This is a genomic window from Pseudomonas sp. EYE_354 (assembly GCF_023148575.1).
Lineage (GTDB): Bacteria > Pseudomonadota > Gammaproteobacteria > Pseudomonadales > Pseudomonadaceae > Aquipseudomonas.
The window spans coordinates 253,257-279,408 of record NZ_JAHXNQ010000005.1 but is presented as its reverse complement, the minus strand read 5'-3'; the positions used below and the strand labels follow the sequence as shown (position 1 = coordinate 279,408).

31 protein-coding genes and 2 pseudogenes are annotated in these 26,152 nt (G+C 62.1%); 19 read left to right on the top strand and 14 right to left on the bottom strand.

Going from position 1 to position 26,152, the window contains the following annotated elements; all coding sequences use genetic code 11:
• Window positions 1-22: 22 nt before the first annotated feature.
• From KZX66_RS09465 to KZX66_RS09450, 4 genes are read right to left on the bottom strand one after another with little or no spacing between them, the layout of a single operon-like run.
• Entirely contained in the window at window positions 23-544 is a 522-nt protein-coding gene (locus KZX66_RS09465; RefSeq protein WP_248078693.1) for a DUF3299 domain-containing protein, read from the bottom strand.
• 11 nt (window positions 545-555) lie between these two features.
• Entirely contained in the window at window positions 556-1,821 is a 1,266-nt protein-coding gene (locus KZX66_RS09460; RefSeq protein WP_248078690.1) for an ABC transporter permease, read from the bottom strand.
• 1 nt (window position 1,822) lies between these two features.
• Window positions 1,823-2,533: an ABC transporter ATP-binding protein gene (locus tag KZX66_RS09455; RefSeq protein WP_248078687.1), complete on the bottom strand. Its 711-nt coding sequence runs from the start codon at window positions 2,531-2,533 to the stop codon at window positions 1,823-1,825.
• A 6-nt stretch (window positions 2,534-2,539) separates the two neighbouring features.
• On the bottom strand, window positions 2,540-3,151 hold the full coding sequence (locus KZX66_RS09450) for a DUF2796 domain-containing protein (protein WP_248078684.1): 612 nt from the start codon (window positions 3,149-3,151) through the stop codon (window positions 2,540-2,542).
• Window positions 3,152-3,283: 132 nt separating this feature from the next.
• On the opposite strand from KZX66_RS09450, the gene KZX66_RS09445 reads away from it, so the two are divergent.
• On the top strand, window positions 3,284-3,631 hold the full coding sequence (locus KZX66_RS09445; protein ID WP_248078682.1) for a hypothetical protein: 348 nt from the start codon (window positions 3,284-3,286) through the stop codon (window positions 3,629-3,631).
• Here the strand turns inward: KZX66_RS09445 and trxA are convergent.
• The 3 genes from trxA to KZX66_RS09430 are packed head-to-tail and all read right to left on the bottom strand — an operon-like array spanning window position 3,628 to window position 5,647.
• A complete protein-coding gene (gene trxA / locus KZX66_RS09440) occupies window positions 3,628-4,500 on the bottom strand; it encodes a thioredoxin (protein WP_248078679.1) in 873 nt (290 codons plus the stop codon). The genes KZX66_RS09445 and trxA overlap by 4 nt on opposite strands.
• A 32-nt stretch (window positions 4,501-4,532) precedes the next feature.
• On the bottom strand, window positions 4,533-5,195 hold the full coding sequence (locus tag KZX66_RS09435) for a 50S ribosomal protein L11 methyltransferase (protein WP_248078676.1): 663 nt from the start codon (window positions 5,193-5,195) through the stop codon (window positions 4,533-4,535).
• Window positions 5,192-5,647, bottom strand: coding sequence for a YbaY family lipoprotein (locus KZX66_RS09430; protein ID WP_248078673.1), 456 nt, complete (start codon window positions 5,645-5,647; stop codon window positions 5,192-5,194). Before KZX66_RS09430 ends, KZX66_RS09435 begins: the two co-directional genes overlap by 4 nt.
• Before the next feature lie 139 nt (window positions 5,648-5,786).
• Here KZX66_RS09430 and nrdR point away from each other — a divergent pair, with 139 nt between their 5' ends.
• The 11 genes from nrdR to KZX66_RS09375 all read left to right on the top strand — a co-directional run bounded on the left by nrdR (window position 5,787) and on the right by KZX66_RS09375 (window position 14,006).
• Window positions 5,787-6,257: a transcriptional regulator NrdR gene (gene nrdR, locus KZX66_RS09425; RefSeq protein WP_053258286.1), complete on the top strand. Its 471-nt coding sequence runs from the start codon at window positions 5,787-5,789 to the stop codon at window positions 6,255-6,257.
• A complete protein-coding gene (gene ribD, locus KZX66_RS09420; protein WP_248078671.1) occupies window positions 6,254-7,390 on the top strand; it encodes a bifunctional diaminohydroxyphosphoribosylaminopyrimidine deaminase/5-amino-6-(5-phosphoribosylamino)uracil reductase RibD in 1,137 nt (378 codons plus the stop codon). Before nrdR ends, ribD begins: the two co-directional genes overlap by 4 nt.
• A 47-nt stretch (window positions 7,391-7,437) precedes the next feature.
• Window positions 7,438-8,100 carry a riboflavin synthase gene (locus KZX66_RS09415; RefSeq protein ID WP_248078669.1) on the top strand — a complete coding sequence of 221 codons (663 nt, stop codon included), beginning with the start codon at window positions 7,438-7,440 and terminating at the stop codon, window positions 8,098-8,100.
• A 15-nt stretch (window positions 8,101-8,115) separates the two neighbouring features.
• A complete protein-coding gene (gene ribBA / locus KZX66_RS09410) occupies window positions 8,116-9,207 on the top strand; it encodes a bifunctional 3,4-dihydroxy-2-butanone-4-phosphate synthase/GTP cyclohydrolase II (protein ID WP_248078666.1) in 1,092 nt (363 codons plus the stop codon).
• 88 nt (window positions 9,208-9,295) lie between these two features.
• Window positions 9,296-9,772 (top strand): 6,7-dimethyl-8-ribityllumazine synthase, encoded by a 477-nt coding sequence (gene ribE, locus KZX66_RS09405; RefSeq protein WP_003194576.1) that lies wholly within the window; start codon window positions 9,296-9,298, stop codon window positions 9,770-9,772.
• A complete protein-coding gene (gene nusB / locus KZX66_RS09400) occupies window positions 9,769-10,269 on the top strand; it encodes a transcription antitermination factor NusB (protein ID WP_064454328.1) in 501 nt (166 codons plus the stop codon). Before ribE ends, nusB begins: the two co-directional genes overlap by 4 nt.
• 17 nt (window positions 10,270-10,286) lie before the next feature.
• Window positions 10,287-11,252: a thiamine-phosphate kinase gene (thiL, locus tag KZX66_RS09395; RefSeq protein WP_248078663.1), complete on the top strand. Its 966-nt coding sequence runs from the start codon at window positions 10,287-10,289 to the stop codon at window positions 11,250-11,252.
• A gap of 65 nt (window positions 11,253-11,317) precedes the next feature.
• A complete protein-coding gene (locus KZX66_RS09390) occupies window positions 11,318-12,046 on the top strand; it encodes a transporter substrate-binding domain-containing protein (protein WP_248078660.1) in 729 nt (242 codons plus the stop codon).
• 129 nt (window positions 12,047-12,175) lie between these two features.
• Window positions 12,176-12,793 carry a GTP cyclohydrolase II gene (gene ribA, locus KZX66_RS09385; protein WP_248078657.1) on the top strand — a complete coding sequence of 206 codons (618 nt, stop codon included), beginning with the start codon at window positions 12,176-12,178 and terminating at the stop codon, window positions 12,791-12,793.
• Complete coding sequence (locus KZX66_RS09380) at window positions 12,790-13,209, top strand: nuclear FMR1 interacting 1 family protein (protein WP_248078654.1); 420 nt, start codon at window positions 12,790-12,792, stop codon at window positions 13,207-13,209. The genes ribA and KZX66_RS09380 overlap by 4 nt, the downstream gene beginning before the upstream one ends.
• A complete protein-coding gene (locus KZX66_RS09375) occupies window positions 13,206-14,006 on the top strand; it encodes a cobalamin-binding protein (RefSeq protein WP_248078651.1) in 801 nt (266 codons plus the stop codon). The genes KZX66_RS09380 and KZX66_RS09375 overlap by 4 nt, the downstream gene beginning before the upstream one ends.
• Before the next feature lie 153 nt (window positions 14,007-14,159).
• On the opposite strand, the gene KZX66_RS09370 is transcribed toward KZX66_RS09375, so the two are convergent.
• From KZX66_RS09370 to ycaC, 7 genes and pseudogenes are all read right to left on the bottom strand, one after another.
• A complete protein-coding gene (locus KZX66_RS09370) occupies window positions 14,160-16,058 on the bottom strand; it encodes a TonB-dependent receptor (RefSeq protein ID WP_248078648.1) in 1,899 nt (632 codons plus the stop codon).
• Window positions 16,059-16,137: 79 nt separating this feature from the next.
• Window positions 16,138-18,036, bottom strand: coding sequence for a 1-deoxy-D-xylulose-5-phosphate synthase (dxs, locus tag KZX66_RS09365; RefSeq protein WP_248078645.1), 1,899 nt, complete (start codon window positions 18,034-18,036; stop codon window positions 16,138-16,140).
• Window positions 18,037-18,135: 99 nt separating this feature from the next.
• On the bottom strand, window positions 18,136-19,023 hold the full coding sequence (ispA, locus tag KZX66_RS09360; protein WP_017525996.1) for a (2E,6E)-farnesyl diphosphate synthase: 888 nt from the start codon (window positions 19,021-19,023) through the stop codon (window positions 18,136-18,138).
• Window positions 19,020-19,262, bottom strand: a complete 243-nt coding sequence (locus KZX66_RS09355; protein ID WP_003176346.1) for an exodeoxyribonuclease VII small subunit — start codon at window positions 19,260-19,262, stop codon at window positions 19,020-19,022. Before KZX66_RS09355 ends, ispA begins: the two co-directional genes overlap by 4 nt.
• A 74-nt stretch (window positions 19,263-19,336) precedes the next feature.
• Window positions 19,337-19,449: pseudogene (locus KZX66_RS09350) on the bottom strand (Fic family protein); the annotation flags it as partial.
• A gap of 250 nt (window positions 19,450-19,699) precedes the next feature.
• A pseudogene (locus KZX66_RS09345) lies at window positions 19,700-19,984 on the bottom strand (RHS repeat-associated core domain-containing protein); the annotation flags it as partial.
• 303 nt (window positions 19,985-20,287) lie between these two features.
• Window positions 20,288-20,920, bottom strand: a complete 633-nt coding sequence (gene ycaC / locus KZX66_RS09340) for an isochorismate family cysteine hydrolase YcaC (protein ID WP_099584642.1) — start codon at window positions 20,918-20,920, stop codon at window positions 20,288-20,290.
• Between the two features lie 369 nt (window positions 20,921-21,289).
• Between ycaC and KZX66_RS09335 the strand changes: the two genes are divergently transcribed.
• The 7 genes from KZX66_RS09335 to KZX66_RS09305 all read left to right on the top strand — a co-directional run bounded on the left by KZX66_RS09335 (window position 21,290) and on the right by KZX66_RS09305 (window position 26,150).
• Window positions 21,290-21,871, top strand: a complete 582-nt coding sequence (locus KZX66_RS09335) for a YjfI family protein (RefSeq protein WP_248078642.1) — start codon at window positions 21,290-21,292, stop codon at window positions 21,869-21,871.
• A 17-nt stretch (window positions 21,872-21,888) separates the two neighbouring features.
• Complete coding sequence (locus KZX66_RS09330) at window positions 21,889-22,587, top strand: PspA/IM30 family protein (protein WP_248078638.1); 699 nt, start codon at window positions 21,889-21,891, stop codon at window positions 22,585-22,587.
• 58 nt (window positions 22,588-22,645) lie between these two features.
• A complete protein-coding gene (locus tag KZX66_RS09325; RefSeq protein ID WP_248078636.1) occupies window positions 22,646-23,206 on the top strand; it encodes a rhomboid family intramembrane serine protease in 561 nt (186 codons plus the stop codon).
• 72 nt (window positions 23,207-23,278) lie between these two features.
• Window positions 23,279-24,313 carry an ion channel gene (locus tag KZX66_RS09320; RefSeq protein WP_248078634.1) on the top strand — a complete coding sequence of 345 codons (1,035 nt, stop codon included), beginning with the start codon at window positions 23,279-23,281 and terminating at the stop codon, window positions 24,311-24,313.
• Entirely contained in the window at window positions 24,300-24,974 is a 675-nt protein-coding gene (locus tag KZX66_RS09315; RefSeq protein ID WP_248078632.1) for a DUF2491 family protein, read from the top strand. Before KZX66_RS09320 ends, KZX66_RS09315 begins: the two co-directional genes overlap by 14 nt.
• A 15-nt stretch (window positions 24,975-24,989) precedes the next feature.
• Window positions 24,990-25,418, top strand: coding sequence for a DUF350 domain-containing protein (locus KZX66_RS09310; RefSeq protein WP_248078630.1), 429 nt, complete (start codon window positions 24,990-24,992; stop codon window positions 25,416-25,418).
• A gap of 18 nt (window positions 25,419-25,436) precedes the next feature.
• Window positions 25,437-26,150 (top strand): DUF1190 domain-containing protein, encoded by a 714-nt coding sequence (locus KZX66_RS09305; RefSeq protein ID WP_248078629.1) that lies wholly within the window; start codon window positions 25,437-25,439, stop codon window positions 26,148-26,150.
• Window positions 26,151-26,152 lie beyond the last annotated feature (2 nt).

Below are 26,152 nucleotides of genomic sequence, written 5' to 3'. Positions count from 1 at the left end.
CTCAATGAAAGGGCAATCAGCATTATTCCGGCAGTTCGTACATGTAAATCTTCTCGGCCTCCATCTGGTAACCGGCGTCGGCCAATTCGCTGGTGGACGGTTTGACCTGCATCGCCCCTTCGATCCAATACGGCTGGTAGAGCTCGTCGAGCTTCACCCCGACCTCGCTTTTTACATGCACGATCTGGTTCGACGGCGGTGGCGGCACGTGGATGCATGCGCCGAAATACGGCACCAGCAAAAACTCGGTGGTGCGGCCTTCTTCGCTGACTTCCAGCGGCACGATGTAGCCCGGCAGGCGGATGTGCTGGCCATCGAGCTGCTGCACGACGGGCGCATTCGGCAACGATTGCTTGGCCGCGGGCGCCGCTTCGACGGACAAGGCATCGGCCATGTTCGACAGGTTGTGCAGCGGCCGCATGTCGGGCACTTCCGGTGGCGCATCCGGCGGGATCAGCTCCGACCAGGTCAACTCTTTAGGCTGCGCGGCGGCCCACACAGGCAGGGCCACCAACAGCAACAGCGCAAACAGGGCACGACGCATCGAAGCCTTCCTCATAAACGTATGGACAGGCCATCGGCCAACGATTGTCGATAAGCACGCCACGCGGGCACGGCGCCCATCAACAGCGCAGCGCCCAGGATACCGGCGAGCAACGTCCATTCATATTCGCTCGGCCAGGACATCGGCAGGTCCAGGCCGTAATTGGCCTGCAAGTACCCGCGCGACGCGGCGATGCACACATACAGCAAACCCACGCCCGCGATCACCCCGGACACGGCGAGGGCGAAGGCTTCGAAGATCAACAGTGTTGCGATGTGCCAGGGGCGCGCACCCACCGAACGTAGGATCGCCATTTCACGGCGGCGTTCGTTGAGGCTGGTAAGGATCGCCGTGAGCATGCCGATCAGGCCGGTCAGCACCACGAACAGTGAGATCACGAACAGCGCTTTTTCGGCAGTGCCCATCATGCTCCACAGCTCTTGCAGCGCCACGCCGGGCAGGATCGCCAGCATCGGCTCGCCCCGAAACTCATTGATCTCGCGCTGCAGGGCAAAGGTGGAAATCTTGTTGTTCAGGCCGAGCATAAAGGCGGTGATGGCCTGCGGGGTCAGGTCCATGTTGCGCGCCTGGTCGGCGCTGATCCGACCTTTGCCCTGAGCCGGCACGCCGTTGTGCCAGTCGATATGAATCGCCTCCATACCGCCGAGGCTGATATGCAGGGTGCGGTCCACCGGTGTGCCGGTGCGCTTGAGAATGCCGACCACGGTGAACGGTTTGTCATCGTGCTTGACCAGGCTGACGACCGCCACGCCGTGGGCCAGTACCAGTTTGTCGCCGAGCTTGTAATGCAGGGCGTCGGCCACTTCGGCGCCGAGCACCACTTCGAACGGGTCGGTGGCGAACGCGCGGCCGCTGGCCAGTTCCAGGTGCTGCTTGCGCCCGTACTGGTAGTGCTCGAAGTACGATTCGTTGGTGCCCATCACCCGGTAGCCGCGATGGGAATCACCGAGGGAAATCGGGATCGCCCATTTCACCTGGGGGTTGGCGGCGAAGTGCTCGTAGCTGTCCCAGCGGATGTTGTTGGTGGCGTTGCCGATACGAAACACCGAGTAAAGCAGCAGGTTCACCGAACCGGAACGCGCGCCGACGATCAGGTCGGTGCCGCTGATAGTGCTGGCAAAACTGCTGCGCGCTTCGACGCGCACCCGTTCCACCGCCAGCAGCAGGCACACCGACAGGGCGATGGCGAACGCGGTGAGGATCGCGGTAAAGCGGCGGTTAGCCAGGCTGGCCATGGCTAGACGAAACAAATACATCTCAAACCTCTGCGGGCGTTGCGGCGCGATTGAGTTCGGCCAGCGACAGGTTGCGGTCGAACAGCGGCGCGAGGCTCTGGTCGTGGCTGACAAACAACAGGCTGGCGCCGGCGTCGCGGCATTCAGCGAACAGCAGCTGAAGGAAGGCTTCGCGGGCGTCGTAGTCCAGGGCCGAGGTGGGTTCGTCGGCGATCACCAGTTCCGGTTGGCCAATCAACGCACGGGCAGCGGCCACGCGCTGTTGCTGGCCGATGGACAGCGAGTCGGCGCGGCGTTCCAGCAGGCCTGTGTCTTTTAACCCCAGGTGTGCGAGCAAGGCCGCGGCGGCCTGGTGGACACTGCCGTGACGCTGCCTGGCACGTTGTGCACGCAGTTTGGAAAAGTGGCAAGGCAACTCGACGTTTTCGCGCACCGACAGAAAGGGCAGCAGGTTGAACTGCTGGAAAATATAGCCGGTGTGGTCGACGCGAAAGCGGTCGCGGGCGCCGGCCGAGAGTTCGGTCAGCTCCTGCCCGAGCAGGCGAATGCTGCCCCGGCTCGGCTTCTGCACACCGCCAAGCAGGCCCAGCAGCGTGGTCTTGCCGCTGCCGCTGGGGCCCTTCAGAAACAGGGTTTGCCCCGCTTCCAGGCGGAACGCGGGGATGTCCAGCAACTGGGGGTGACCGGGCCAGTTAAAGCCCAGGTCAGCCAGTTCGATCAATGCGTGGGTCATGGATACTCAGAACTTAAGGGTGGCTGCTGTGGCCGTCGCGTCAACGCCTTGCTGGCCGCTTGGGCCGATCAGTTGTACCTGAATTTTCTGGGTGGCGGGGAAGGTCTTGAACACTTGGCTCAGGTCCAGGTTGCTCAGGGCTGTCGGCGTGGCGCAGGTGAATTGGTAGTGGGCGTGGATTTCGCTGTGATCGTGATGATGCTCGTGGGCGCCGTCTTTGGCGTCGTGGTCGTGATCATCATCTTCGTCGTGATCCGCTTCGGGTTTGTCACCGAACAACGGGCTTTTGAGTTCCTGGGTGCTGACCACGCAACCGGCAGCCTTGGGCAGGTTGAACAGCGCCGCAGGGTTCTCCAGCAGTTTGCGCGTGGCAGCGACCTTGGCCTTGTCGGCAGCGCTGGTGGCCGCGTGTTCGAAGCCCACCAGGTTCATCGCCGGGCTGTCCAGCTCAAGCTCCAGGGCCTGGCCGTCGAGCACCGCGTTGAGACGGCCGACGCCGTGTTCGTGGGCACCGAGGCTGCCGTGCTCATGGTCATGATCGTGGTCATGTTCGTCCGCCGCATGGGCAATGGCCAGTGGCAGCAGGGCAAACGGCAAGGCGAGCAGCAGACGACGCATGGGAAGGCTCCGGAACATGAAAGTTATGTTATGTGATCTTATAACAATAGTGCGCAGAGTTTGACCGTCCGCTTGGCGTTGCGCAAGCCGCATGGGAGCATGCCCGTCAGAAAAAGTGCAGGAGTAAGGACGATGTTGCGAATTCGTGGAACCATCGGCGACCTGCCGGTGGACTTGACGCTGGAGCTGGATGACGGCGATTGGGCCCGGCTGGGCGCGCAGTTACAGCCCGCGCCCATGGCGGACGCGCCTGCCGCGGCGGTTGCCCCGGTCAAGCAGCGTGATGACCTGTGGCAGAGCGCCCAGGACCTGTTGCGCAATGCCGGGCAGCTCAGCGGACTGGAACTGCTCGATCAACTGGAAGGTTTGGCGGGCGACGCCTCGGCGGCCAAGCGCCTGTTGGTGCGCTTGCGCCATAGCCCCAAGGTCAACGTGGCCAGCGGCGGGGATACGCCGCTGTACAGCTGGATCAGCGATTAGTACAGCGCGGCAAACAACTTGCGGCGGTACACGGTGACCAACGGGTGATCGTTGCCCAGCAGCTCGAATACCTGCAGCAAGGTCTTGTGCGGCAAGCCTTCGCTGTAGCTGCGGTTGCGGATAAACAACTTGAGCAGGCCTTCCAGTGCTGCGTCGTACTGCTGGCGCGCCAGTTGTTGAATGGCCAGTTGGTAGGCAGCCTCATCATCTTGCGGGTTTTGCGCCAGGCGGCTTTTCAGCTCGGCGGCGTCCGGCAGGTCGGCGGCCTGGCGCAGAAAGGTGATCTGCGCCTTGGCCCCGGCGAGCGCGGCTTTATGCTCATCGCTCTTCACCGCATCGAGCACGGCCTGGGCTTCACCCAGCTCACCGCGTTCAGCCAGGCAACGCGCGTACAGAATCAGCGCGGCGGCGTTGGTGTTGTCCTCGCCCAGCAGCGTAACCAACAGGGCTTCGGCGTCACTGATGCGGCCTTCGGCGAACAACGCCTGAGCCTGCACCAAGGGATCAGCCGCTTTCGGTGCCGGCATTTGCACATGTGGCGCGAGCAGCGCACGCACCGCCGACTCCGGCTGTGCCCCGGCGAACCCGTCCACCGGCTGGCCATCCTTGAACAGCACCACGGTCGGCAGGCTTTGGATGCCAAAACGGGCAACGATGTCCTGCTCGGCCTCGCAATCGACCTTGGCCAACAGCAACTCGCCCTGATAACTCTCGGCAATCTGCGCGAGCATCGGCATCAACGCCTTGCACGGCGCGCACCACTCGGCCCAGAAATCCACCAGGACGGGCTTTTCGAAAGAGTTCTGGATCACGGCCTGGTCGAAATTGGCGGTGGTGACGTCGAAGGTATACGGCGTGGGCTCACTCATGGGGCGTCTCGAATAAAGCGGGAATGGGGCAACTATAAGGGCTGGCGCCGCGAATGGTACAGGCTCACCTTGCGAAACTCCCAGGGCTCGGCCAGGTCCGGCAACGTCAGGGCGTCCAGGATCTCCAGGCGCTGATAGGCCGGGTGTTGAAAGTCGCGCACCCGTGAGTCGGCTACCAGTGCTTCACGGCCTCGGCTGAGGAACTGGTCCAGCAGTGGCAGGTTGGCGCGGTCGTACAGCACATCGGCCACCAGGATCAGGTCGAAGCGGTCGGCTTCGCCAAAGAAGTCCGCCGAATACGCCAGCGCCACGTTATTGAGTTCGGCATTCGCGCGGCACGCCGCCAGAGCCAACGGGTCCAGATCGCAGGCCACCACTTCCAGCGCGCCGGCTTTAACCGCGGCAATCGCGGCAACACCGGAGCCGGTGCCAAAGTCCAGCACGCGCTTGCCGGCGACCCATTCGGGGTTGGCCGCCAGGTAACGCGCCAGCGCCAGGCCGCTGGCCCAGCAAAAGCTCCAGTAGGGCGGTTCATGCAGGATGCGCCGGGTTTCTTCCTGGCTGAACGCACGGTCCATGTTGTCCGCATCCAGCAGCCATAAAGACAGCTCAGTGCCCGGCAGCGGGCTGGGCACCAAGTGCGCGTCGCCGATCAGTTCGCTCAGGGCGCGCTGCAAGTCCAACGGTGGCGTCATGGGGCTTTGACAAGCTCCAGGGGGCCGGTGGTCTGGGTGATCGCCTGGGTGATGCGCACGGCGGGCAGGTGCAGGATCAACTGGCCAGACTGGCTCGCGCGGCCACGCACTTCAACGCGCGCGCCGGCCGGGAAGGCGTCCGGGTTGAAGCGCAGGCGGAAGGCCAGGGGCTTGCCGTTACCGGTGAGCACGCTGCTGGCGAGCAGTTGTTGAGGGCGCGAACGGTCGTCGATCACCAGCAAGGCCATCTCGACTTCGGCACCGGCGGGCACGTTGGTCAGGCTGCCGTTGATTTCACGCTGGTAGGCGGGCAGAGGGCCGAGGTCTTCGATACCGGGCACTTTTTTCTCTTGCGCGGGCAACGGTTGAGGCGTTGACGGCTTGGGGGCTTCGCTGCTGCAGGCGACCAGGACACTGAACAACGCGAGTAAAACAAAGGGTCGTAACTGCATGTACGGCTCCAGAAAGGGCAAAATCCGTGACGTGAAAGATTAGAAACATAATAGCCCGCCTGTATACCGCAAAGGCTATGGCTTGTCTTGCCACGGGGATGCGCTACCATGGCCCTCCCTTTTTTTGTTGCCTGCCACCATGCACTGTCCCTTCTGCGGTGCCAACGACACCAAGGTCATTGACTCGCGTCTGGTCGCCGAGGGCGATCAAGTGCGTCGCCGGCGCGAATGCCTGGCCTCTGGCTGCGGTGAACGTTTCACCACCTTCGAAACCGCCGAACTGGTATTGCCGCGTCTGATCAAGTCCGACGGCAGCCGCCAGCCCTTCGACGAAGAAAAACTGCGCGCCGGTATGCAGCGCGCCCTGGAAAAACGCCCGGTGAGTGTCGAGCGCCTGGAAGCGGCGCTGGCGCATATCAAGCACAAGCTGCGGGCGACCGGCGAGCGCGAGGTCAAGAGCCTGGTGGTTGGAGAACTGGTGATGGGCGAGCTGCAAAAGCTCGACGAAGTCGCCTATATCCGTTTCGCTTCGGTGTATCGACGCTTCCAGGACCTCAACGAGTTCCGCGAAGAGATCGACCGCCTGGCCCGTGAGCCGGTAAAAAAATGACCCCACCGTCTGCTGAACAGGCCGTCCTCGACGCCCATTACATGGCCCGCGCCCTCGAATTGGCGCGCAAGGGCGTGTACACCACCCACCCCAACCCGCGTGTCGGCTGCGTGATTGTGCGTGACGGCCAGGTTGTCGGCGAAGGCTGGCACGAACGCACCGGCGAACCCCATGCCGAGCCCAACGCGCTACGCGCCGCCGGTGACAAGGCCCGTGGCGCCACGGTGTACGTGACGCTCGAGCCCTGCAGCCATCACGGTCATACACCGCCCTGCGCCGATGCGCTGGTGAGTGCCGGCGTGGCGCGCGTCGTGGCCGGCATGCAGGACCCGAACCCGGAAGTGGCGGGGCGCGGTATGCAGCGCTTGGCCCAGGCCGGTATCGAGGTGCGCAGTGGCGTGCTGGAAAGTGAAGCGCGGGCATTGAACCCGGGTTTCCTCAAACGCATGGAACAGGGCCTGCCGTTTGTGCGGGTCAAGCTGGCGATGAGCCTGGACGGGCGCACCGCGATGGCCAGCGGCGAAAGCCAGTGGATCACCGGCCCCGCCGCCCGTGCCGCCGTGCAGCGCCTGCGCGCCGAGGCCAGCGTGGTATTGACTGGCGCCGACACGGTCCTGGCCGATGGCGCACGCCTGACCGTCCGCGCCGCCGAATTGGGCCTGGATGAAGCCACCACAGCCCTGGCCATGTCGCGCCCGCCGTTGCGGGTGCTGATCGACGGCCGCCTGCGGGTGCCGCTCAATGCCCCGTTTTTCAAGGCCGGCCCGGCGCTGGTCATCACCTGCGTCACGCCGGAAAACCAGTTCCCGCGCGGCCCTGAATGCCTGGTGGTGCCGGGTGTGGAAGGCCAGGTCGACCTGCGTTCGGCGCTGGTGGCGCTGGCCGCCCGTGGCGTTAACGAGGTATTGGTGGAGGCCGGTCCAAGCCTGGCGGGGGCATTTGCCCAGCAAGGGCTGGTCGACGAATACGTGATATTCGTCGCCGGCAAGTTCCTCGGCTCCGCCGCCCGGCCTTTGCTGGACTGGCCGCTTGAGAAACTGGCCGATGCCCCCCAACTCAAGATCACTGACATGCGTGCTGTAGGCGATGACTGGCGAGTCACTGCCATCCCTGTGCCAGCAGCGAGCGTATAATTCTGACCGGGCGCTCAAGCGCCCGTACCGTTCTCCAGGAGAAGCCCATGTTCACCGGCATCATCGAATCCATCGGCAGCATCCGCGCCATGACCCCAAAAGGTGGCGACGTGCGCCTGCTGGTTGAAACCGGCAAGCTGGACCTCGGCGACGTCAAGCTCGGTGACAGCATCGCCGTCAGCGGCGTGTGCCTGACCGTCGTCGAGTTGCCAGGCAACGGTTTTGCCGCCGATGTGAGCCGGGAAACCCTGGACTGCACCGCGATGAGCGACCTCAAGGCCGGCAGCCCGGTCAACCTGGAAAAAGCCCTGACCCCCACCACCCGCCTGGGCGGTCACCTGGTCAGCGGCCACGTCGACGGCGTCGGCGAAGTGATCTCGCGCAGCGAAAATGCGCGCGCCGTGGAGTTCCGCATTCGCGCGCCCAAAGCGCTGGCCAAGTACATCGCCCACAAAGGCTCGATCACCGTCGATGGCACCAGCCTGACCGTGAACGCCGTCAATGGCGCAGAATTTGAACTGACCATCATTCCCCACACCCTGAGCGAAACCATCATGGCCTCGTACCAGCCGGGTCGTCGGGTGAACCTGGAAGTCGACTTGCTTGCCCGTTACCTGGAGCGCCTGTTGCTGGGCGATAAGGCCGCAGAGCCCGCCGCCGGTAACATCACTGAAAGTTTTTTGGCCGCTAACGGCTACCTGAAATCCTGACCAAGGGGGTGCCACGTGGCGCTCAATAGCATCGAAGAACTGGTTGAAGACATCCGCCAAGGCAAGATGGTCATCCTGATGGATGACGAAGACCGCGAGAACGAAGGCGACATCATCATGGCCGCCGAGGCCTGCAAGCCTGAGCACATCAACTTCATGGCCAAGCACGCCCGTGGCCTGATCTGCATGCCCATGAGCCGCGAGCGCTGCGAACTGCTCAAGCTGCCATTGATGGCGCCACGCAACGGTTCGGGGTTTGGCACCAAGTTCACCGTATCGATTGAAGCGACCACCGGCGTGACCACCGGCATTTCCGCCGCTGACCGCGCCCGTACCGTGCAAGCGGCCGCCGCCAAAGATGCCAAGGCTGAAGACATCGTCAGCCCCGGTCATATCTTCCCGCTGATGGCCCAGCCCGGCGGCACCCTGGCCCGTGCCGGCCACACCGAAGCGGCCTGCGACCTGGCGCGCATGGCCGGGTTCGAGCCGAGCGGGGTGATCTGCGAAGTGATGAACGACGACGGCACCATGGCCCGTCGCGCCGAACTCGAGACCTTTGCGGCAGAACACGGCCTCAAGATCGGCACCATCGCCGACCTGATTCACTACCGGATGATCCACGAACGTACCGTTCAGCGGATTGCCGAGCAGCCGCTGGACAGCGAACTGGGCCAATTCAATTTGGTGACCTACCGTGATTCGGTGGAAGGCGACGTGCACATGGCGCTGACCCTGGGCACCATCAGCGCTGACGAGGCCACCCTCGTGCGCGTGCACAACATGGACCCGCTGCGCGATCTGCTGATGGTCAAGCAACCGGGCCGTTGGAGCCTGCGCGCCGCCATGGCTGCGGTGTCCGCGGCCGGCAGCGGTGTGGTGCTGCTGCTCGGCAACCCGGTGGACGGCGATGTGCTGCTGGCGCATATCCGCGAAACCGCCGAGCAGACTCCAGCGAAATCACCGACCACCTACAGCATCGTCGGTGCCGGTTCGCAGATCCTGCGCGACCTCGGTGTGCGCAAAATGCGCCTGATGAGCGCACCGATGAAATTTAATGCGATATCCGGATTCGATCTGGAAGTTGTAGAATACGTGCCCTCCGAATAAAGGCCGGCGCTGTTTGCCCCTTGTTCGCAGTTAAATCATCACTGAGGGACGCACTTTTCGCGTCCCGGCTCTTTAAGAGATTTGTCGAATGACCCTGAAGACCATCGAAGGTACCTTCATCGCCCCCAAAGGCCGCTACGCCCTGGTGGTTGGCCGCTTCAACAGCTTCGTGGTTGAAAGCCTGGTAAGCGGTGCCGTGGATGCCCTGGTTCGCCACGGCGTGAGCGAGAGCGATATCACCCTCATCCGTGCCCCTGGCGCCTTCGAAATTCCACTGGTTGCGCAAAAAGTTGCTCAACAGGGTGAATACGCGGCAATCATCGCCCTCGGCGCGGTCATTCGTGGCGGTACTCCGCACTTCGAATACGTGGCCGGCGAATGCACCAAGGGCCTGGCCCAGGTGTCCATGGAGTTCGGCGTGCCGGTCGCGTTCGGCGTACTGACCGTTGATTCCATCGAACAAGCCATCGAGCGTTCCGGTACCAAAGCCGGCAACAAAGGCGCTGAAGCGGCCTTGTCCGCCCTGGAAATGGTCAGCCTGCTGTCGCAGTTGGAGGCCAAGTGATTTCCGACGAAAGCGATCGCTTCAACCCACGCGACGAGCGCCCGGCAGATGCCGGCAAGCCATCGAAAAGCGAAAAGCGCCGTGCTGCACGCCAGCTCGCGACCCAGGCGCTGTACCAGCGCCATATGGCCGGCACTTCGCTGAACGAAATCGAAGCGCAATTTCGTGTCGATAACGACTTCACCTTTGCCGATCAGAGCTACTTCCACGACATCCTGCACGGTGTGCCGGCCAACCTGGACGAGATCGACAAGGCGCTGGCGCCGTGCCTGGACCTGACCCTTGAAGAGCTGGACCCGGTTGAACTGGCCGTGTTGCGCCTGTCTACCTGGGAACTGCTCAAGCGCGTCGACGTGCCGTACCGCGTGGTGATCAACGAAGGTATCGAGCTGGCGAAAGTCTACGGTTCGACCGACGGTCACAAGTTCGTCAACGGTGTGCTCGACAAGCTGGCCCCGCGCCTGCGTGAAGCCGAAGTGAAGGAACACAAGCGCTGAGTTGCGCTTGAGTTCCCATGGGTGAGTTTGAGCTGATCCGCAATTACTTCGCCGCCGCGCCCTGTGCGCAGGGCGGCGAAGGTATCGCGTTGGGGATCGGCGATGACTGTGCCTTGCTGGCGCTCCCGCCTGGGGAGCAACTGGCAATCTCCACCGATACCCTGGTGGCCGGCGTGCACTTTGCCGACCCCTGTGATCCGTTCCTGCTCGGCCAGCGCTCGCTGGCCGTTGCGGTGAGCGACCTGGCCGCCATGGGCGCCAACCCTCTCGCGTTTACCCTTGCCCTGACCACCCCGACGGTCGATGCCGATTGGCTGCAACGCTATGCCCAGGGTTTGAACGCCATGGCGCAAAGCTGCGGTGTGGGTCTGGTGGGCGGCGACACCACGCGCGGGCCCCTGAGCTTGACCCTCACCGTGTTTGGCCGCGTGCCGGCAGGGCAAGCGCTGACGCGCAGCGGTGCGCAACCGGGCGACCTGCTCTGCGTGGGGGGCGACCTGGGTAACGCCGCAGGCGCTTTGCCGCTGGTGCTGGGCCAACGCAGCGCCGCTGCCGCCATCGCCGACCCGCTGCTGGCGCACTACTGGTCGCCGCAACCGCAGTTGGCGTTGGGCCTGGCCATCAGGGGCAAGGCGACGGCGGCGATGGATATCTCCGACGGGCTGTTGGCCGATTGCGGGCACATTGCCAAGGCGTCGGCCGTCAGCCTGTCTGTTGAGCAGCACCGGCTGCCGTTGTCCAAGGCATTGCTGGCCTTTGTCGGTGAGGAGCAGGCACAGGTGGCGGCATTGAGCGGCGGCGACGATTACGTGCTGGTGTTCACGCTACCGCCCGTCGAGTTGGCACCGTTGCTGGCCGAAGGTTGGCCGGTGCACGTTATCGGCCGAGTCGAGGCAGGGCAGGGCGTAACCCTGCTCGACGCCCGCGGGCAGGACATCACCCCAGCCATCCGTGGCTATCAACATTTTCGCGAGACGCCCTGAATCGGCGTGCTGCGCTACCCTCTATAACGTCATCACGCACGCAAGGTCTTGCAGGAGGTGTACCCATGCATGTACGCCGCTGGCTGCTGATACTGCTGTGGGTCATTTCAACCTGTAGCCAGGCACAGAATGCGCCGCCGGTGCCGGGCAACATCATGTTGGTCAGTGAAGCGTGGGGCGACTACACCAACGCCGACGGCAGCGGCCTGGCCTGGGAGGTGTTGCGACGGGTCTTCGAACCAGCCGGCATTACCCTGCAAACCCGCATTGAGCCGTACACCCGCGCGGTAGGGTTGGTCCAACGCGGCGAAGTGGACGGCTGGGTCGGCTCCTACCGCGACGAGGTCCAAGGCGTGCTGTACCCGCACTGGCATTTCGATTTCGACCCGATCTACGCCCTGGGGCTGGCCATTTCGCCCACCCCCAGCGCGGCGACGCTGGGTGATTACCGCCTGGCCTGGGTGCGGGGTTACAAGTACGAGGCATACTTGCCGAATGTACGTCGTTTCAATCAGATCCAGCGACGCGATGGCATTTTGCCGATGCTCCAGCATGGACGGGCCGATTTCTACATCGATGCCCTCAACGAAGCCCGATACGTGCTCAGTCAGGCCGCCGACCCCTCCACGTTTCGCCTCACCCACATCCTCGACCTGCCGCTCTACGTAGGTTTTGCCGACACCGAGCGTGGACGCGCACTGCGCACGGTGTTCGACCAGCGCATGGCTGTCCAGGTGAAAAGCGGCGAACTGAAGCCGATTTTTCAGCACTGGAAGGCGCCGTATCCGTTCTGACCTGCATAGAACCGGGACGAAGGCCAATCGAACCGATTGATCTTTATCAGCGATCATTCAGCTTAAGCGTCTGTAGGAACCTGCTGTTACAATGCCCGCCTCTGTGAAATCTGAAATCAGGAGCACACGGTGCCCGTCGTTTTCGTCGCTGCTTCCAAGCTGCCTACCCCTTTTGCCACGTTCACCATGAACGGCTTTCTCGAAGAAGCCACCGGTCGCGAGCACGTCGTGCTCAGCCTGGGCGATATCGCGGATGGCGCGCCGGTGTTGGGGCGTGTGCACTCCGAGTGCCTGACCGGTGATGCGCTGTTCAGCCAGCGCTGTGACTGCGGCTCGCAGCTGGAAGCCGCCATGCGCGCCATCGCCCATGAAGGCCGTGGCGTGCTGCTGTATTTGCGTCAGGAAGGTCGTGGCATTGGCCTGTTGAACAAGATTCGCGCCTACGAACTGCAAGACGGCGGCGCCGATACGGTCGAGGCCAATGAGCGCCTGGGCTTTGCCGCCGATCAGCGCGACTATGGGATCTGCCTGCCGATGCTGGAGCACCTGGGGGTCAAATCCCTGCGCCTGATGACCAACAACCCGCGCAAGGTCAAAGCCTTGACCGACATGGGCATTACCGTGGCCGAGCGCGTGCCGCTGCACACCGGGCACAACCCCCACAACAAACTCTACCTGGCCACCAAAGCCAGCAAGCTCGACCACATGATGGGCAACGAGCATCAAGGCGAGGTCGACCGCGCGTGACCCGTGGTCAGGTCAAGCGGCGACTGTCGTTCAACTGGTGGCAGTATCTGGCCCTGGCGCTGCTGCCATTGTTCGTGATCAATCTGGTGTTTGGCCGCGGCGAAGCGCTGCTGCCGGTGTTGGCCATGCCGTTCTTTATCGCCGGCGTGGCTTCGATGTTTGTCAGCCTGCGCTACTTCAACGGCTATAAACACGCACTCATCGCCACCTCCAAAGCCCTCGATACCCCCGAAGAACCGGCTGCCTGGATTACCCTGGCAGCACGTCGGCGCACGGCGTTGCTGGTGGCGGCGCTACCGGCCTGGATCGGCGCGCTGGCCGTGTTTGTCGGTCTGGAAGCGGTGCCGTTGTTCTTGCTGGCGCTGTCGACGATGGTGCTGTTTTACCTCTACCGTATCCCGCGTCAGTTGGGATGAGGCGCCACTGGCTGGCGGTTCTGCTGCTGGCAACGAGTGCCCAGGCCTCGGCCGCGGAGCGGGTGGTGAGCCTGGCGCCGTCGCTGTCGGAAATTGTGCTTGAACTGGGGGCCGCCGACCTGCTGGTGGGCGTGCTCGATGGCGGTGAGCGGCCGGCCGCGTTGACGCAGGTGCCGTCGGTGGGCCGATACGGCCAGTTGAACATCGAGCGCCTGCTCAGCCTCAAGCCCGACTTGATCCTGCTGTGGCCCGGCAGCCTCGGCCCGGCCCAGCGTGAGCAGTTGCAACGCCTGAATATCCCCGTCTACGTGGCTGAACCCCATAGCCTTGAACAACTGGCCACTCAGGTCGAAGCCATTGCCCAACAGCTGAATCGGGCCGATGCCGGTCGCCAGTTGGCCGCCCAACTGCGCCAGCGCCTGGCCGAGTTGCGCCGACGTTATCAGCGCGCCGCGCCGTTGCGGGTGTTTTACCAAGTGTGGGACCAGCCGCTCTACACCGTTGGTGGTGGGCAGATCATCAGCGATGCGTTGACGGTCTGCGGTGCGCGCAACGTGTTCGACGACCTCGCGCTGCCTGCGCCGCAGGTCAACCTCGAGTCGGTGTTGCAGCGTGATCCCGAGGTCATCCTGGCCGCAGATCAGCCACAGCTGGATGCCTGGAAGGCCTGGCCCCAAGTGAGCGCGGTTGCGACCGGGCGATTACTGCAGGTGCCGGACAAAGGCCTGGAGCGGCCGAGCGCTCAGATGGTGGAGGCAGTGGCGAAGCTGTGCCAATTGATTGCACCACAGCGCTAGCCTGAGCCTGGGCATTTTCCGACCGGTTATTAAGACCTGAACGTCGGCTTCACCGACAGGCGCGCGGACGGCTTCATCACCTGTGCCGAGGCAATCAAAGCGGGTTACCTGAGCGACAACGAACCTATGCGCCAGGTCTATTGAGTCGAGTCGCTACAGGTGGGGCGTCCACGTGAGCCCCAACAGCCAGGTGCGCCCCTCTTCGCGGTAGTCGTGGTTGTTGGAAAAGTCCGCTGCGTCATAGCTGTAGCGGGCCCGCGCATAGCGGCGGTCCAGCAGGTTGTCGACTTTCAACGACACACTGACGTCATGATTGATTGCCCAGCTGCTGCGCAGACCGAGCAGCGCATAGCCGCCCAGACGGTTGCGGTTGTCTTCGTCGTCATAGCTGCGGCTGATTGCCTGCCAGCTGGCGCCCACCCCGAATCTGTCGAATTGCCGGTCCAGGTCCAGGCTCAACGTGCGCCGTGCGCGGCGGGCCAGGGTATGGCCGCTGTCGCGGTCACGCGGGTCGATGATCGAAAGCCCGAGGTTGCCCTGCCAGCCGAATAACGTCTGCTTGAGCGCCGCTTCAAAGCCATTGATGCGCGCCGACGCCACGTTCTGCGGCTTGCCGCTGCTGTCGAGGATGATCGCGTCGCTCAGGTCGGTGCGGTACAGCGAGGCTTCCAGGTGCGTGCTGTCGGTCAGCTGACTGCGCCATTGCAGCTCGTAGCTTTTTGAGGTTTCGGGCTGCAGGTTGGGGTTGCTGTATTTCGTGTCCGGGTAATACAGGTCGTTGAAGGTCGGCGCGCGAAAGCCTTCGCTGTAGGTCAGCAGCAGGTCATTGTCGGGGTTGACCGGCACGGTCAGGGTGCCACTCCAGCTATTCTGGCCGCCGAACTGTTGGTTCTGGTCGCGGCGCAGGCCCAGCTCGGTGGAGAACCACTCGCTGTGGAAGCGGTGCTGCACAAAGGCGGCGCGGTTCCAGCGGCTGTTCTCACTGAAAGTGGTGGAGCCGTGAAAGCGGTCTTCGTACCAGTCGCCGCCCAGGATCAAGCTGTTCTGCTCATTCAGCGTCAGATCGTTCTGCCAATTGACCGAGTCGCGGTAGGTGTTGAAGACGCTGAAATCATCGCTGAGGGTATCGCGCTTGGTGTCGCGGTTCTCGCTGTGGCCCAGCTCGAGGCGCGACTGCCAGCGTTCAGTGAGTGTGGCGTCGACATAACCGCTGGCGCTGCTCACGGCGTAGTCGGTATACGGTTTTTGCCCCACTGTTTGCCCGCTGGCGGCGTCGTAGCGGCCGAAGCTGTTGTCGTATTCCGACTTGCCTCGGCTATCCAACAGGTTGAAACCCGCTGCCAGCGCATCATTGAACGCATGGCTGAGGTTCAGGCTCAGCGACTGGTTACGGTAGGCGTCATGGTCGCCGTCGCTGGGGAAGGATTGGCGGGTTGAGTTGATTCCGGCGGTGTCATCCAGGCTTGCACCCAGGTTGAAGCGCGTGTCTTCATCGCCGCCCGACAGCCCCACGCTGCGCTCCCAGGTCTGGCGGCTGCCAGCCCCCAGCTTCAGCCGCGGCTGCAGGCCCTGTTCGGCGTTGCGCCGGGTGAACACCTGGATCACCCCGCCGATCGCATCGCTGCCGTAGATCACCGAGCGTGACCCGCGCAGCACTTCCACGCGTTCGATCTGGTCGACGTTCAGGTACTGCAGGCCGCTGTCGCCGGACGTGGTATTGGCGATGCGTTGGCCGTCCACCAGCACCAGGCTTTGCGCGGACTTGGTGCCGCGCAGGTAAATCCCCGGCAAGCTGCCACGCCCGCCGGTGGGCGCTACTTGTACGCCGGGTACGCGGCCGAGCAGGTCGGTGAGGCTGGTCGGTTGCAGGCGGTCGATGTCTTCGCGGGTAAACACACTATTGGCGGCGCTGCTGTCGTTGCGCGCCTGTACCTGGCGGTTGGCGCTGATGACCACATCGGGGAGTTTAAGGGCGTCGTCGCGGGTGTCGGCGAGCAATTCAGGGGCGGGCAGCAGCAACAGCAGGGGAAGGGCGAGGCGCAGATGTTTCATGGGCGGTCCATGGCGGTTGAGGGTGACACAAAATCCACCGTGAGAAGGGCTTGCCCCTCCCCACAGGTTGATTCGGTTTCTATAGACCCAGCAGCGCCATGCGCTCGCGCACCGAAGCCTCGATTCCGGCTTCATCCAGTCCACACTCCGCCAGCATCTGCGCCGGTTTGGCGTGTTCCACGTAGACATCCGGCAAGCCCAGGTGCAGCACCGACTTGAGGATGTTCTCCCGCGCCAGGAACTCACTGACCGCCGCACCGGCACCGCCCATGATGGCGTTTTCTTCGACGGTCACCAGCAGCTCATGGCCGCCGGCGATCTCGCGGACCAAGGCCTCATCCAATGGTTTGACGAAACGCATGTCGATCACGGTGGCGTCGATCTTCTCGGCCACTTGCAGTGCTTCGGCCAGTTGCACGCCGAACACCAGGAAGGCGACCTTGCTGCCCTGGCGTCGCACGATGCCCTTGCCGATCTCGATCGGCTCCAGGTCTTTTTCGATCTGCGCATTCGGGCCATTGCCGCGTGGGTAACGCACTGCAGCCGGGCCGTTGTACAGGTGGCCGGTGCTGAGCATCTTGCGCAGTTCGTTCTCGTCGCTCGGTGTCATCACCAGCATGCCGGGGATGCAACGCAGGTAAGACAGGTCGAAACTGCCGGCGTGGGTCGGGCCGTCTTCGCCCACCAGGCCAGCGCGGTCGATGGCGAACAGCACGTCGAGGTTCTGTACCGCCACATCGTGTACGAGCTGGTCGTAACCGCGTTGCAGGAAGGTAGAGTAGATCGCCACCACCGGTTTTGCGCCTTCACAGGCCATACCGGCCGCGAAGGTCACCGCGTGTTGCTCGGCAATCGCCACGTCGAAGTAGCGCAGTGGGAAACGCTCGCTGAAGGCCACCAGATCGGAGCCTTCCTTCATCGCCGGGGTGATGCCTACCAGGCGCGGGTCGGCAGCGGCCATGTCACACAGCCATTCGCCGAACACGCCGGAGTACTTCGGCCCGCTGGGCTTTTTCGGCGCAGCGGCGGGGGCGTCGAGCGGTTCCAGCTTGGTGATCGCGTGGTAACCGATCGGGTCGACTTCCGCCGGGGCGAAGCCTTTGCCCTTTTTGGTGACGATATGCAGGAATTGCGGGCCCTTGAGGTCACGCATATTGCGCAACGTAGCGATCAGCGTCGGCAGGTCATGACCGTCGATCGGGCCGATGTAGTTCCAGCCCAGCTCTTCGAACAGGGTGCCGGGCACCAGCATGCCCTTGGCATATTCTTCAGTGCGACGAGCAATTTCCCACGCGCCGGGCAGGCGCGAGAGCACTTTCTTGCTGCCTTCGCGCATGCTGGCGTAGGTACGGCTGGAGAGAATTTTTGCCAGGTAATTGGACAGGCCGCCGACGTTGCGCGAAATCGACATGTCGTTGTCGTTGAGGATCACCAGCATATTGGCGTCCACTTCCGGCGCATGGTTCAGCGCTTCGAAGGCCATGCCGGCGGTCAGCGCGCCATCACCGATCACGGCAATCGCCTTGCGGTCGCTGTTTTGCAGACGGGCGGCAATCGCCATGCCCAGCGCTGCGCTGATCGAGGTGCTGGAGTGGCCGACGCCAAAGGTGTCGTACTCGCTCTCGGAGCGACGCGGGAAGGCGGCGACGCCGTCCTTCTGGCGCAGGGTGCTCATGCGCTCGCGGCGGCCGGTGAGGATTTTATGCGGATACGCCTGATGACCCACGTCCCATACCAGCCGGTCGTCCGGGGTGTCGAACACGTAATGCAAGGCGATCGTCAGCTCGATGACGCCCAGGCCCGCGCCGAAATGCCCACCGGTCTGGCCGACCGTGTAGAGCAATTCCAGGCGCAGTTCATCGGCCAGGGTTTCCAGCTCGGCTTCACCCAGTCGACGCAGGCCGTCCGGCGTGGCAGCACGGTCGAGCAGGGGCGTGGACGGGCGCTTGCGGGGAATCTCTTGAAACGTCGTGGGCATCAGGCGAATCGTTATAGGTATAAGAAGAGGCGGCAGTTTACCTCAAGCATCGCAAACTGCCCACGCAGAGCACCGAAGTTGGCCGATATGCGGCCTTTATCAGTGTCGGCGTTCGACGATATACCGCGCCAGGTCACGCAACGGCTCGGCTGCCGCGTCGAATGGTCGCAGGGCGTCCAGCGCCTGATCGCGCAGCTCCAGGGCGTAGGCCTTGGCGGCTTGCAGGCCGAGCAGTGCCGGATACGTCGGTTTATCCCGTGCGATATCGGCACCCTGACGTTTGCCCAGGGTAGCGGTGTCACTTTCTACGTCGAGAATGTCGTCCTGCACCTGGAAGGCCAGGCCGATGGCTCGGGAATAGGTCTGCAACGCCGCCAATTGGGCCGCGTCGGCGCGACCACTGGCCAGGGCGCCCAACTGCACGGCGGCCTCGATCAGCGCGCCGGTCTTGTGGCGGTGCATGTGTTCGAGGGCGGTTTGATCCAACTTGAGGCTGACCGAGCCCATGTCGATAGCCTGCCCCCCGACCATGCCGGCCGGACCGGCGGCCAGGGCCAGGTCGGTGACCATGCGCAGACGGATCTCGGCGTTGACACTGCTCAGGCGCGGGTCCAGCAAGGCACTGAACGCCAGGCTTTGCAGGCCATCGCCGGCCAGAATCGCATAGGCTTCGTCAAAGGCTTTGTGGGTGGTCGGCTGGCCGCGACGCAGATCGTCATCGTCCATCGCCGGCAGATCGTCGTGCACCAGAGAATAGGCGTGGATCAACTCCACCGCACACGCCGCACCATTGGCCTGCTCGGCGGGCGCGCCCAGTGCTTCGCAGGCCGCATACGCCAGCAACGGGCGTACACGCTTGCCGCCATTCATCACGCTGTAGCGCATGGCCTCGTATAAACGCTTCATTTCCGGGCTTGGCGCAACAAACAAGGGCTCCAGCGCCGCATTCACCCGGGCTTGGCTACTGGCCTGGTACGCGTCGATCATTCCGGCTGTTCCGCATCGAAAGGTTCCTCGGCCAACTCGCCGTCACGCTCGAGCAACACCTGCACCTTCTGCTCGGCCTGCGCCAACGCGCTCTGGCAGTCACGGGTCAGGCCGATGCCTTGCTCAAACGCTGTCAGCGAGTCCTCCAGCGACAACTCGCCGTTCTCCAGACGCTCGACCAGGGTTTGCAGGTCGGCGAGGGATTGTTCGAAATCGAGTGCAACTTTTTTGCGGGCCATGGCGGCTATTCCGGTAGACGGTAAACCGGCGCGACACTAGCAGACATGGGGGATGGGGGCAAATGAGTGGGGTGTCAGCGGTCCGCTGTATTGACCTGATAACGCGTGCTGCGGCCGCCTCCCGGGAGACGGATCAGGCAGTTTTTTCCAGCAGGTCGGCCAGGTGTCGTGTGGCTCTTGCGTTGGAGTAATTTTGAAACAGGTATCAAAATCAGCATGGTTTTTTTGCGGTGGTGGCCTATTAAAAATAGAAAAAATACCCGTTTTATTAGCTATTGCTGATTCGTTTATGTGAATTAGCTTCTGTAGAAGTTCGGGGCGTTCAGGTAAGAAAAAGCTTTTTAGTATTTTAAGTGTTTGGTCGAGCTCTTTGAGGTCGGTGATGTATTCATCTTAAGCGGATCCACCCACCCCGTAGGATTGGGCGCGTACTGTTAGGCGTTGATCCCGCCCGCCAGCTTCACCGGGTCTGGCGTCAGGTAACGACGAATATCCGGATTGTAGTAGCGATGGCGGTTGTAGTGCAGTCCGCTTTCCTGGTCGAAGTATTGGCCTTGGAAGCGCAGCGGGTGGTCGACTTTTCCGACGTCGAGTCGGCTGATTTGGCCGTAGGCGCGATAGTGCGCAGACCAGACGATCTCGCCGTCTGGAGCGGTGAGTTCCTGAGGCGTGCCGAGGTGGTCGAGTTGGTAGTGGTAGGGCTTGGTTTCGTTGGGGCCGAAGTGGGAAGCGTGGGTCATCCGTGACGTCTCGGCAGAGGGCAAGGCGTCGGAGTCTGCCGCAGCAAAAAGCGGCTGGATGAACGGGTGGGAAAATCAGAATAGGCTGACGAACAGGGTGTAAAAATCGGCGTCAACTGATGGGCAAGGGCTACTTAAAATAGCGACATTGCGCCTTGGAAACGGGGCTTTCCAAGGCAGGAGGAAGGGAGCATTGTTCGGCCTGCGTTCAGATCTGTGCAAGTCCTTGCATAGATGCGCAAAAGCCTGCTTTTCAGGGCAGGCTTGTCGTGCAACGTGGATCACTTATTTCTGATGAGCTGTCAGCGCCGCATACCCGTTCATCAAGTTCCGATAGTTGGGAATGCGCTGGGACAACAGGTTGCCCAGGCCTTCGATATCGTTGCGCCAGTCGCGGTGCAACTCACACGCCACCGAGAACCAGTTCATCAACTGCGCACCGGCCTGCGTCATCCGGCTCCACGCCGCCTGTTGCACCGTGGTATTGAACGTGCCGGATGCATCCGTCACCACAAACACCTCAAACCCTTCCGCCAGCGCCGATAAGGTCGGGAACGCCACGCACACATCCGTTACTACGCCAGCAATGATGATTTGCTTGCGGCCGGTGGCTTTGATCGCCTTGACGAAGTCTTCGTTGTCCCACGCGTTGATCTGGCCAGGGCGAGCGATGTAGGGCGCGTCCGGGAACATCTCTTTCAACTCCGGTACCAGCGGGCCATTGGGGCCTTGTTCGAAGCTGGTGGTGAGGATCGTCGGCAGGTTGAAGAACTTGGCCAGATCGGCCAGGGCCAGCACGTTGTTCTTGAACTCGTTGGGTGAGAAGTCCTGCACCAGGGAGATCAGGCCGGTCTGGTGGTCGACCAGCAGAACGATGGCGTCGTCTTTGTTCAAGCGGCTGTAGGTTGGCGTGCTCATGGTTGAATCCTTTTTTGTTTAGGTTGGTTGGGCGTTGCGTTCAACATGGGCACAGATTAAAGGGCGGCTGGCGGCGGATAAATCGGCTGGAATGGGTAATACCGTCAACTCAGAAGAGACAATTATTGATTGAGTACCAAAGCCACTGTTTTTTGGCAGCCAAAAAGTAATACAAAAAATCTCACGCGTGAGCTATTGAGTGCAGCAAACATTGCCTGTAGATTTTCTCACGCGTGAGTTTTTCACAGCGAGGTCAGAACCATGAACAGCAGCGCTCCATCGAGCCCCTCCACCGGGCCCGGTACCCATTCAGCAAGCCTTCAGGGAGAGCGCTCGAAGCCGTCCGCGAAAAAGCCATCGAGCTTTTACATGAAGCAGATGCGCGCGGGCCTGGCGGCTGCTGGCTACGTGAAACACGAAACTTGGGTGCTTCCCGAAAACCGAAGCCTGCTCAAGCAGATGGAGAAACAGCTTCGCCAGCCGATTCTGGCTGGCTCATTCATGTCGGAGAATTTCATGAGCGCAGGTACCAACTGGAATATCGATCGCCTCTTCACGGCGCTTCAGGCCCTGGATGAAGTGGTGTCGAAGGACATTTCGCTTTCTCTCGTCCAAGGCTCCGAGTCCAGCATCAAGTTGGAAATGAACGACTTCGGAGGTTTGCCGATTTACATCGCGGTGGTGGGCGAGCAAATCATCGTGGACACCGTTCTGGTCGACGTCGAGTCCATCAACGACGTACCGGCCTTCAATGACGCCGTGCTGCGCAGCCGGGAAATGTTCCCGCTGTCGTCGATAGGGATCGAGTCGATGCCGAACGGGCAAGTTGTTTACAACATGTTTGGCGCGTTGAGCTCCGACTCCAGCCTGACCAACATCGTGACCGAGGTGAAAACCCTGGTCGATAACGTGCAACGCGCCAGCGAAGCCTTCGAACGTTTCTTCAATTAAGTATTCGGGAGTACCCAATGACTCAGTCCATCTGGAGCAAACTGTTCACCGCGCTGCGTGGCGGTGCCAGCGAAGTCGGCGAATCGATCGTCGACCAACAGGCCCTGCGCATCCTCGATCAGGAAATTCGCGACGCCGACAGCGCGCTGGCCAACGCCAAGCGTGAGCTGGTCAGCATCATGGCCAAGCACAAACTGGCCAATGATCGCGTCAGCGAGTATGACGCCAAGATCAAGGACCTCGAGTCCAAGGCGATGGCAGCCCTGCAGGCCAACCGTGAAGACCTCGCCATGGAAGTGGCCGAAGCTATTTCGACCCTGACCAACGAGCGCGACGTCGAGCAAAAGCAGGCCGCCGAGTTCGGTGGGTATGCCGACAGCATGCGCAAGGACATCACCAAGGCCGAGAGCCGCATCAAAAGCCTGCGCCAGCAAGTGGATATGGCCAAGGCGCGCGACAGCGTACAAAAGGCTCAGGTCAGCGCCTCCATCGCCAGCGGTGGCGCCAACGGCAAGCTGGAAACCGCGGTCGGTACGCTCAATCGTCTGCAGGCCAAGCAGCAACAACGCGCCGCTGAGTTGCAGGCCCAGGATGAACTGGTCGAAGCGTCGACGGGCACCGACCTGGAGCGCAAGCTGCGTGACGCCGGCATTACGCCGAACGAAGGCAGCGCCAATGCGATTCTGGAGCGACTGAAGCAGAAGTCGGCCGAGTAAGCAGCGTGGCGGCAGGGAAGGGCAGGGTCTGCCCTTCTTTTTTAACGTCGAGGGCGGGATGAATGCCTTGAAGGGTTTCAAGACAATCGCAGGCGTGGCGCTGGTGATGGTCGCGCTGCAGCTGTTCAATGTGGCGACGGGTTACAGCCTCATGGCGTTCGGCCTGGTCCCAAGAACGCTGCCGGGACTGCTTGGCATCATCACCTCACCGTTTTTGCACGCCTCGTTTGCCCATCTCAGCGCGAACCTGATTGCCTTTTTGATACTGGGCACGCTGGTCACTATCGAAGGGTTCCATCGGTTCGTGACCGTCAGCGCGATTATTATCCTGCTGGGTGGCTCGCTGGTGTGGCTGTTCGGTTTTACCGGCATACACGTGGGCGCCAGCGGTTGGGTGTTCGGCTTATGGGCCTACCTGTTGTCACGCGCCTGGTTCCACAGGAGCTGGGGCAACCTGATAACCGCCGGTGTTGTCGCGCTGCTTTATGGCGGCCTGATCCTGGGTTTTCTGCCGCGTCAGGGTGTTTCGTTCGAGGGGCATCTTTTTGGAGCACTGGCCGGATTTATTGCGGCCAAGGTACTTCTCTCCACGCCGCGCAGCAGGTTTAATGCCGGCTGAACGCACTTGAGCATCCCGACGTCGAGGCGATGGCGTCACCAGGAATCAAGTACCCACGGAGTCAGGGACTGAATGTCGATTTTTCTTTTGCTGCGCATGTACGCCTCCTCCCTCTTTCATCGCTTCGGCTGGGCAGGTCTGGTCATTGCCTTGGGGGTGCACCTGAGCACGGCGTATCTGGGCCTGGTGTTTCTGGGTGAGCAACACCTCACCGCGCCCGCCACGTTCGTTTACTTCTATCTCACCACTACGCTGACCGTCGGCTACGGCGACCTTGCGCCGCAGACCTCGGCGGGGCGCATATTCGTGGCCACCTGGGTCATGCTCGGGGGCATTGCGCTGCTGACGGCAGCCATCGGCAAAACCACCAGCAGTGTTATCGATGCATGGAGAAAAGGCATGAAGGGCAAAGGCGATTTCACCGGCAAGGTCGGTCATACCGTGCTCATTGGCTGGGAGGGCGCGTCCAGTGAGCGAGTGATTGAGTTGTTGCTTCAGGACGAGACCTCGAATGACAACCTGATCGTCATTTGCGATTGCACCCTGGAAGAAAACCCGATGCCGGGCAAAGCGGCGTTCATCCGCGGTGAAAGCCTGTCCTCCACCGCGTTATTGCAGCGCGCAGGGGTGCCCGGTGCCGAGCGCGTGCTGGTGCGCACGCCCTCTGATGATCTGACCCTGGCCACGGTGCTGGCGGTGAATCAACTGAGTCCGATCGGGCATGTTGTTGCCCACTTCAATGAAAGTGAAATTGCCGCATTGGCCAGTTCCTACGCGCCGAGCCTGGAATGCACCTCGAGCATGGCCATCGAGATGCTGGTGCGCGCCTCGCAGGATCCGGGCTCGTCGGTCGTCATCAATGAGCTGCTGTGCGTGGGTCAAGGTGCCACCCAATACCTGATGAAATTGCCCGAGGCCTTTGAAGCCACCTTCGGCGAGCTCTACACCCAGATGAAAGAACGCCACAATGCCACCCTGATCGGCTATCGCGCCAAAGGTGCCCAGCAGCCATCGATCAACCCACCCAGCGCCACGCGTGTTGAAGGTGGCGAACTCTTCTACATCGCCTCCACCCGCCTCAAGGAAATCTCCAATGGGATGGCTTAAACAGCTGATGGGGCTTGAGGCCCCGAAAACGAATACGCAATCGAAACAACCTATGGGCGAACCGCTGCCGAGCACCGGGCCGCTGGGCCTGGCGCCGGGCAAAGGCGTGATGTTCGACACGAGCCTCAAATTGTTGCTCGATGGGCAGACCACCGTGGTGATCCCCGGCTCCCAGGAAATCTGGAGCAATGGCACCGTTGATCTCGGGCAGTCGACCTGGCTGTCACGCTATTACATGAACGACGAAGATTACTGGCTGCAGGTGCACACCACCGGCGACATCGCCGGGCAGGTCGAGTCAGTGATCCTGTTCAACTACCTGAGTTACGTCACCCTCAGCAGCGAAGCTGAAGTACGTCGGCTGGCCGGGCCACAGAGCCTGATCGGGCTGCCGACGTACACCCACAACGGCGTCGAATACGCACGCGTGTGGGGGAGCGAGGACGGCCAGACAGAGCTGGTGGCCATGAGCGAGCGTGTGATAAATCCCGAGAATGCTTACAGCGTCGAGCACCGCTCGATGCTATACGCCCGTGACACAGGCCTGACCGATCGCCGGGAGTTCCTGTTGTTCTCCGTCGAAGAAGACGCCGAGGGCACCGTCAGCCTGAGCACGTCGCTGGGCATTTCGCTGTACACAACCGACTTGAATGCGCTCTAAAAAAGGAAGACATCCATGCTAGAAGCTCTCTCCATCTCCCTGAACAAAGCTGCGGTGTTCGGGTTTGTCACGTACCTGCTGGGGGCGGTCGTGCTGTTTGCGCTATTCCAGTTCATTTACACCCGCGTCACCCCGCACAAGGAATTCGAGCTGATCCGTGCCGGCAACACCTCGGCCGCGGTCGCCCTTGGCGGCGCGATCATCGGTTTCGCCATCCCGGCCAGCAATGTGATCGCCTATTCGATCAGCATCCTCGACTTCGTGGTCTGGGCGGTGATCGCGGCCGTTGTGCAACTGTTGGCGTTTCTGCTGACCAGTCTGGTGCTCAAAGGTACTTCCGAGCGCATCAAGAAAGGCGAACTTGCAGCAGGCATCTATGTGGCCGCCGTGGCCATCAGCGTCGGCATGTTGAATGCCGCGTGCATGACGCCTACCCAGAACTGATTGCGCACGGAGCTCCCGATGAAACGAAGCAAGTACGTCCAGCTGTCGCTGGCTGCGTCGGTCGCCATGGCGATATCCGGCTGCGGCCCGACGGAAAAAACCTACGATTTGCAGAAGAAGTACAACTTCCAATCTGTTCAACAGTGCGCCGATGAAAAACTCCCGGTGGACGTCTGTTCGGACGCTTACATGACGGCCCTGGCCGAGCATCGCCGCATCGCCCCGGTATACGCCAGCCAGGCCGATTGTGATGCCGACTTTGTCGCCGGCTGGTGTCAGTTGGACTCCAATGGCCAGTTCATCCCCAAGCTGGGCGGTTTTGAACTGACTGCCGAAGGTCAGGTGACCCAGTCCCAGGTCGACGCTGCCAATGCTCAAGCGGGCGGCGCCCAGGCGAACAGCGGCGGCTCAGGTTTCTCCACCAGCAGCCTGCTGACCGGGTTGCTGATCGGCAACATGCTGAGCAGTAATCGCAACAGCTTCCGCTCGGAGCCGGTGTATCGCTATCGCGATGATCGCGGCAACTACGGCAACTCGACGCTTAATCAGCGCGTCTCCAATGGCGCGACTTTCGGTCGCTCCAATCAGGCCCGCTACGGCAGCAGCAATTACTCCAACACTCTGCGTTCCTCCAGCCAGTCGAGCTCCGTTGCGTCGGCCACCTCCCGTGGCGGCTTCGGCAGCAAGGCCAGCGCACGCAGCGGCTGGGGCGGCGGCGGATCGAGCAGTTAAGG

Excerpts from the sequence above, each read along its gene's own strand:
- KZX66_RS09465 (WP_248078693.1), bottom strand. The coding sequence starts at position 544 with ATGCGTCGTGCCCTGTTTGCGCTGTTGCTGTTGGTGGCCCTGCCTGTG.
- KZX66_RS09460 (WP_248078690.1), bottom strand. The coding sequence starts at position 1,821 with ATGTATTTGTTTCGTCTAGCCATGGCCAGCCTGGCTAACCGCCGCTTT.
- KZX66_RS09455 (WP_248078687.1), bottom strand. The coding sequence starts at position 2,533 with ATGACCCACGCATTGATCGAACTGGCTGACCTGGGCTTTAACTGGCCC.
- KZX66_RS09450 (WP_248078684.1), bottom strand. The coding sequence starts at position 3,151 with ATGCGTCGTCTGCTGCTCGCCTTGCCGTTTGCCCTGCTGCCACTGGCC.
- KZX66_RS09445 (WP_248078682.1), top strand. The coding sequence starts at position 3,284 with ATGTTGCGAATTCGTGGAACCATCGGCGACCTGCCGGTGGACTTGACG.
- trxA (WP_248078679.1), bottom strand. The coding sequence starts at position 4,500 with ATGAGTGAGCCCACGCCGTATACCTTCGACGTCACCACCGCCAATTTC.
- KZX66_RS09435 (WP_248078676.1), bottom strand. The coding sequence starts at position 5,195 with ATGACGCCACCGTTGGACTTGCAGCGCGCCCTGAGCGAACTGATCGGC.
- KZX66_RS09430 (WP_248078673.1), bottom strand. The coding sequence starts at position 5,647 with ATGCAGTTACGACCCTTTGTTTTACTCGCGTTGTTCAGTGTCCTGGTC.
- nrdR (WP_053258286.1), top strand. The coding sequence starts at position 5,787 with ATGCACTGTCCCTTCTGCGGTGCCAACGACACCAAGGTCATTGACTCG.
- ribD (WP_248078671.1), top strand. The coding sequence starts at position 6,254 with ATGACCCCACCGTCTGCTGAACAGGCCGTCCTCGACGCCCATTACATG.
- KZX66_RS09415 (WP_248078669.1), top strand. The coding sequence starts at position 7,438 with ATGTTCACCGGCATCATCGAATCCATCGGCAGCATCCGCGCCATGACC.
- ribE (WP_003194576.1), top strand. The coding sequence starts at position 9,296 with ATGACCCTGAAGACCATCGAAGGTACCTTCATCGCCCCCAAAGGCCGC.
- thiL (WP_248078663.1), top strand. The coding sequence starts at position 10,287 with ATGGGTGAGTTTGAGCTGATCCGCAATTACTTCGCCGCCGCGCCCTGT.
- KZX66_RS09390 (WP_248078660.1), top strand. The coding sequence starts at position 11,318 with ATGCATGTACGCCGCTGGCTGCTGATACTGCTGTGGGTCATTTCAACC.
- KZX66_RS09375 (WP_248078651.1), top strand. The coding sequence starts at position 13,206 with ATGAGGCGCCACTGGCTGGCGGTTCTGCTGCTGGCAACGAGTGCCCAG.
- KZX66_RS09370 (WP_248078648.1), bottom strand. The coding sequence starts at position 16,058 with ATGAAACATCTGCGCCTCGCCCTTCCCCTGCTGTTGCTGCTGCCCGCC.
- dxs (WP_248078645.1), bottom strand. The coding sequence starts at position 18,036 with ATGCCCACGACGTTTCAAGAGATTCCCCGCAAGCGCCCGTCCACGCCC.
- ispA (WP_017525996.1), bottom strand. The coding sequence starts at position 19,023 with ATGATCGACGCGTACCAGGCCAGTAGCCAAGCCCGGGTGAATGCGGCG.
- KZX66_RS09355 (WP_003176346.1), bottom strand. The coding sequence starts at position 19,262 with ATGGCCCGCAAAAAAGTTGCACTCGATTTCGAACAATCCCTCGCCGAC.
- ycaC (WP_099584642.1), bottom strand. The coding sequence starts at position 20,920 with ATGAGCACGCCAACCTACAGCCGCTTGAACAAAGACGACGCCATCGTT.
- KZX66_RS09335 (WP_248078642.1), top strand. The coding sequence starts at position 21,290 with ATGAAGCAGATGCGCGCGGGCCTGGCGGCTGCTGGCTACGTGAAACAC.
- KZX66_RS09330 (WP_248078638.1), top strand. The coding sequence starts at position 21,889 with ATGACTCAGTCCATCTGGAGCAAACTGTTCACCGCGCTGCGTGGCGGT.
- KZX66_RS09325 (WP_248078636.1), top strand. The coding sequence starts at position 22,646 with ATGAATGCCTTGAAGGGTTTCAAGACAATCGCAGGCGTGGCGCTGGTG.
- KZX66_RS09320 (WP_248078634.1), top strand. The coding sequence starts at position 23,279 with ATGTCGATTTTTCTTTTGCTGCGCATGTACGCCTCCTCCCTCTTTCAT.
- KZX66_RS09315 (WP_248078632.1), top strand. The coding sequence starts at position 24,300 with ATGGGATGGCTTAAACAGCTGATGGGGCTTGAGGCCCCGAAAACGAAT.
- KZX66_RS09310 (WP_248078630.1), top strand. The coding sequence starts at position 24,990 with ATGCTAGAAGCTCTCTCCATCTCCCTGAACAAAGCTGCGGTGTTCGGG.
- KZX66_RS09305 (WP_248078629.1), top strand. The coding sequence starts at position 25,437 with ATGAAACGAAGCAAGTACGTCCAGCTGTCGCTGGCTGCGTCGGTCGCC.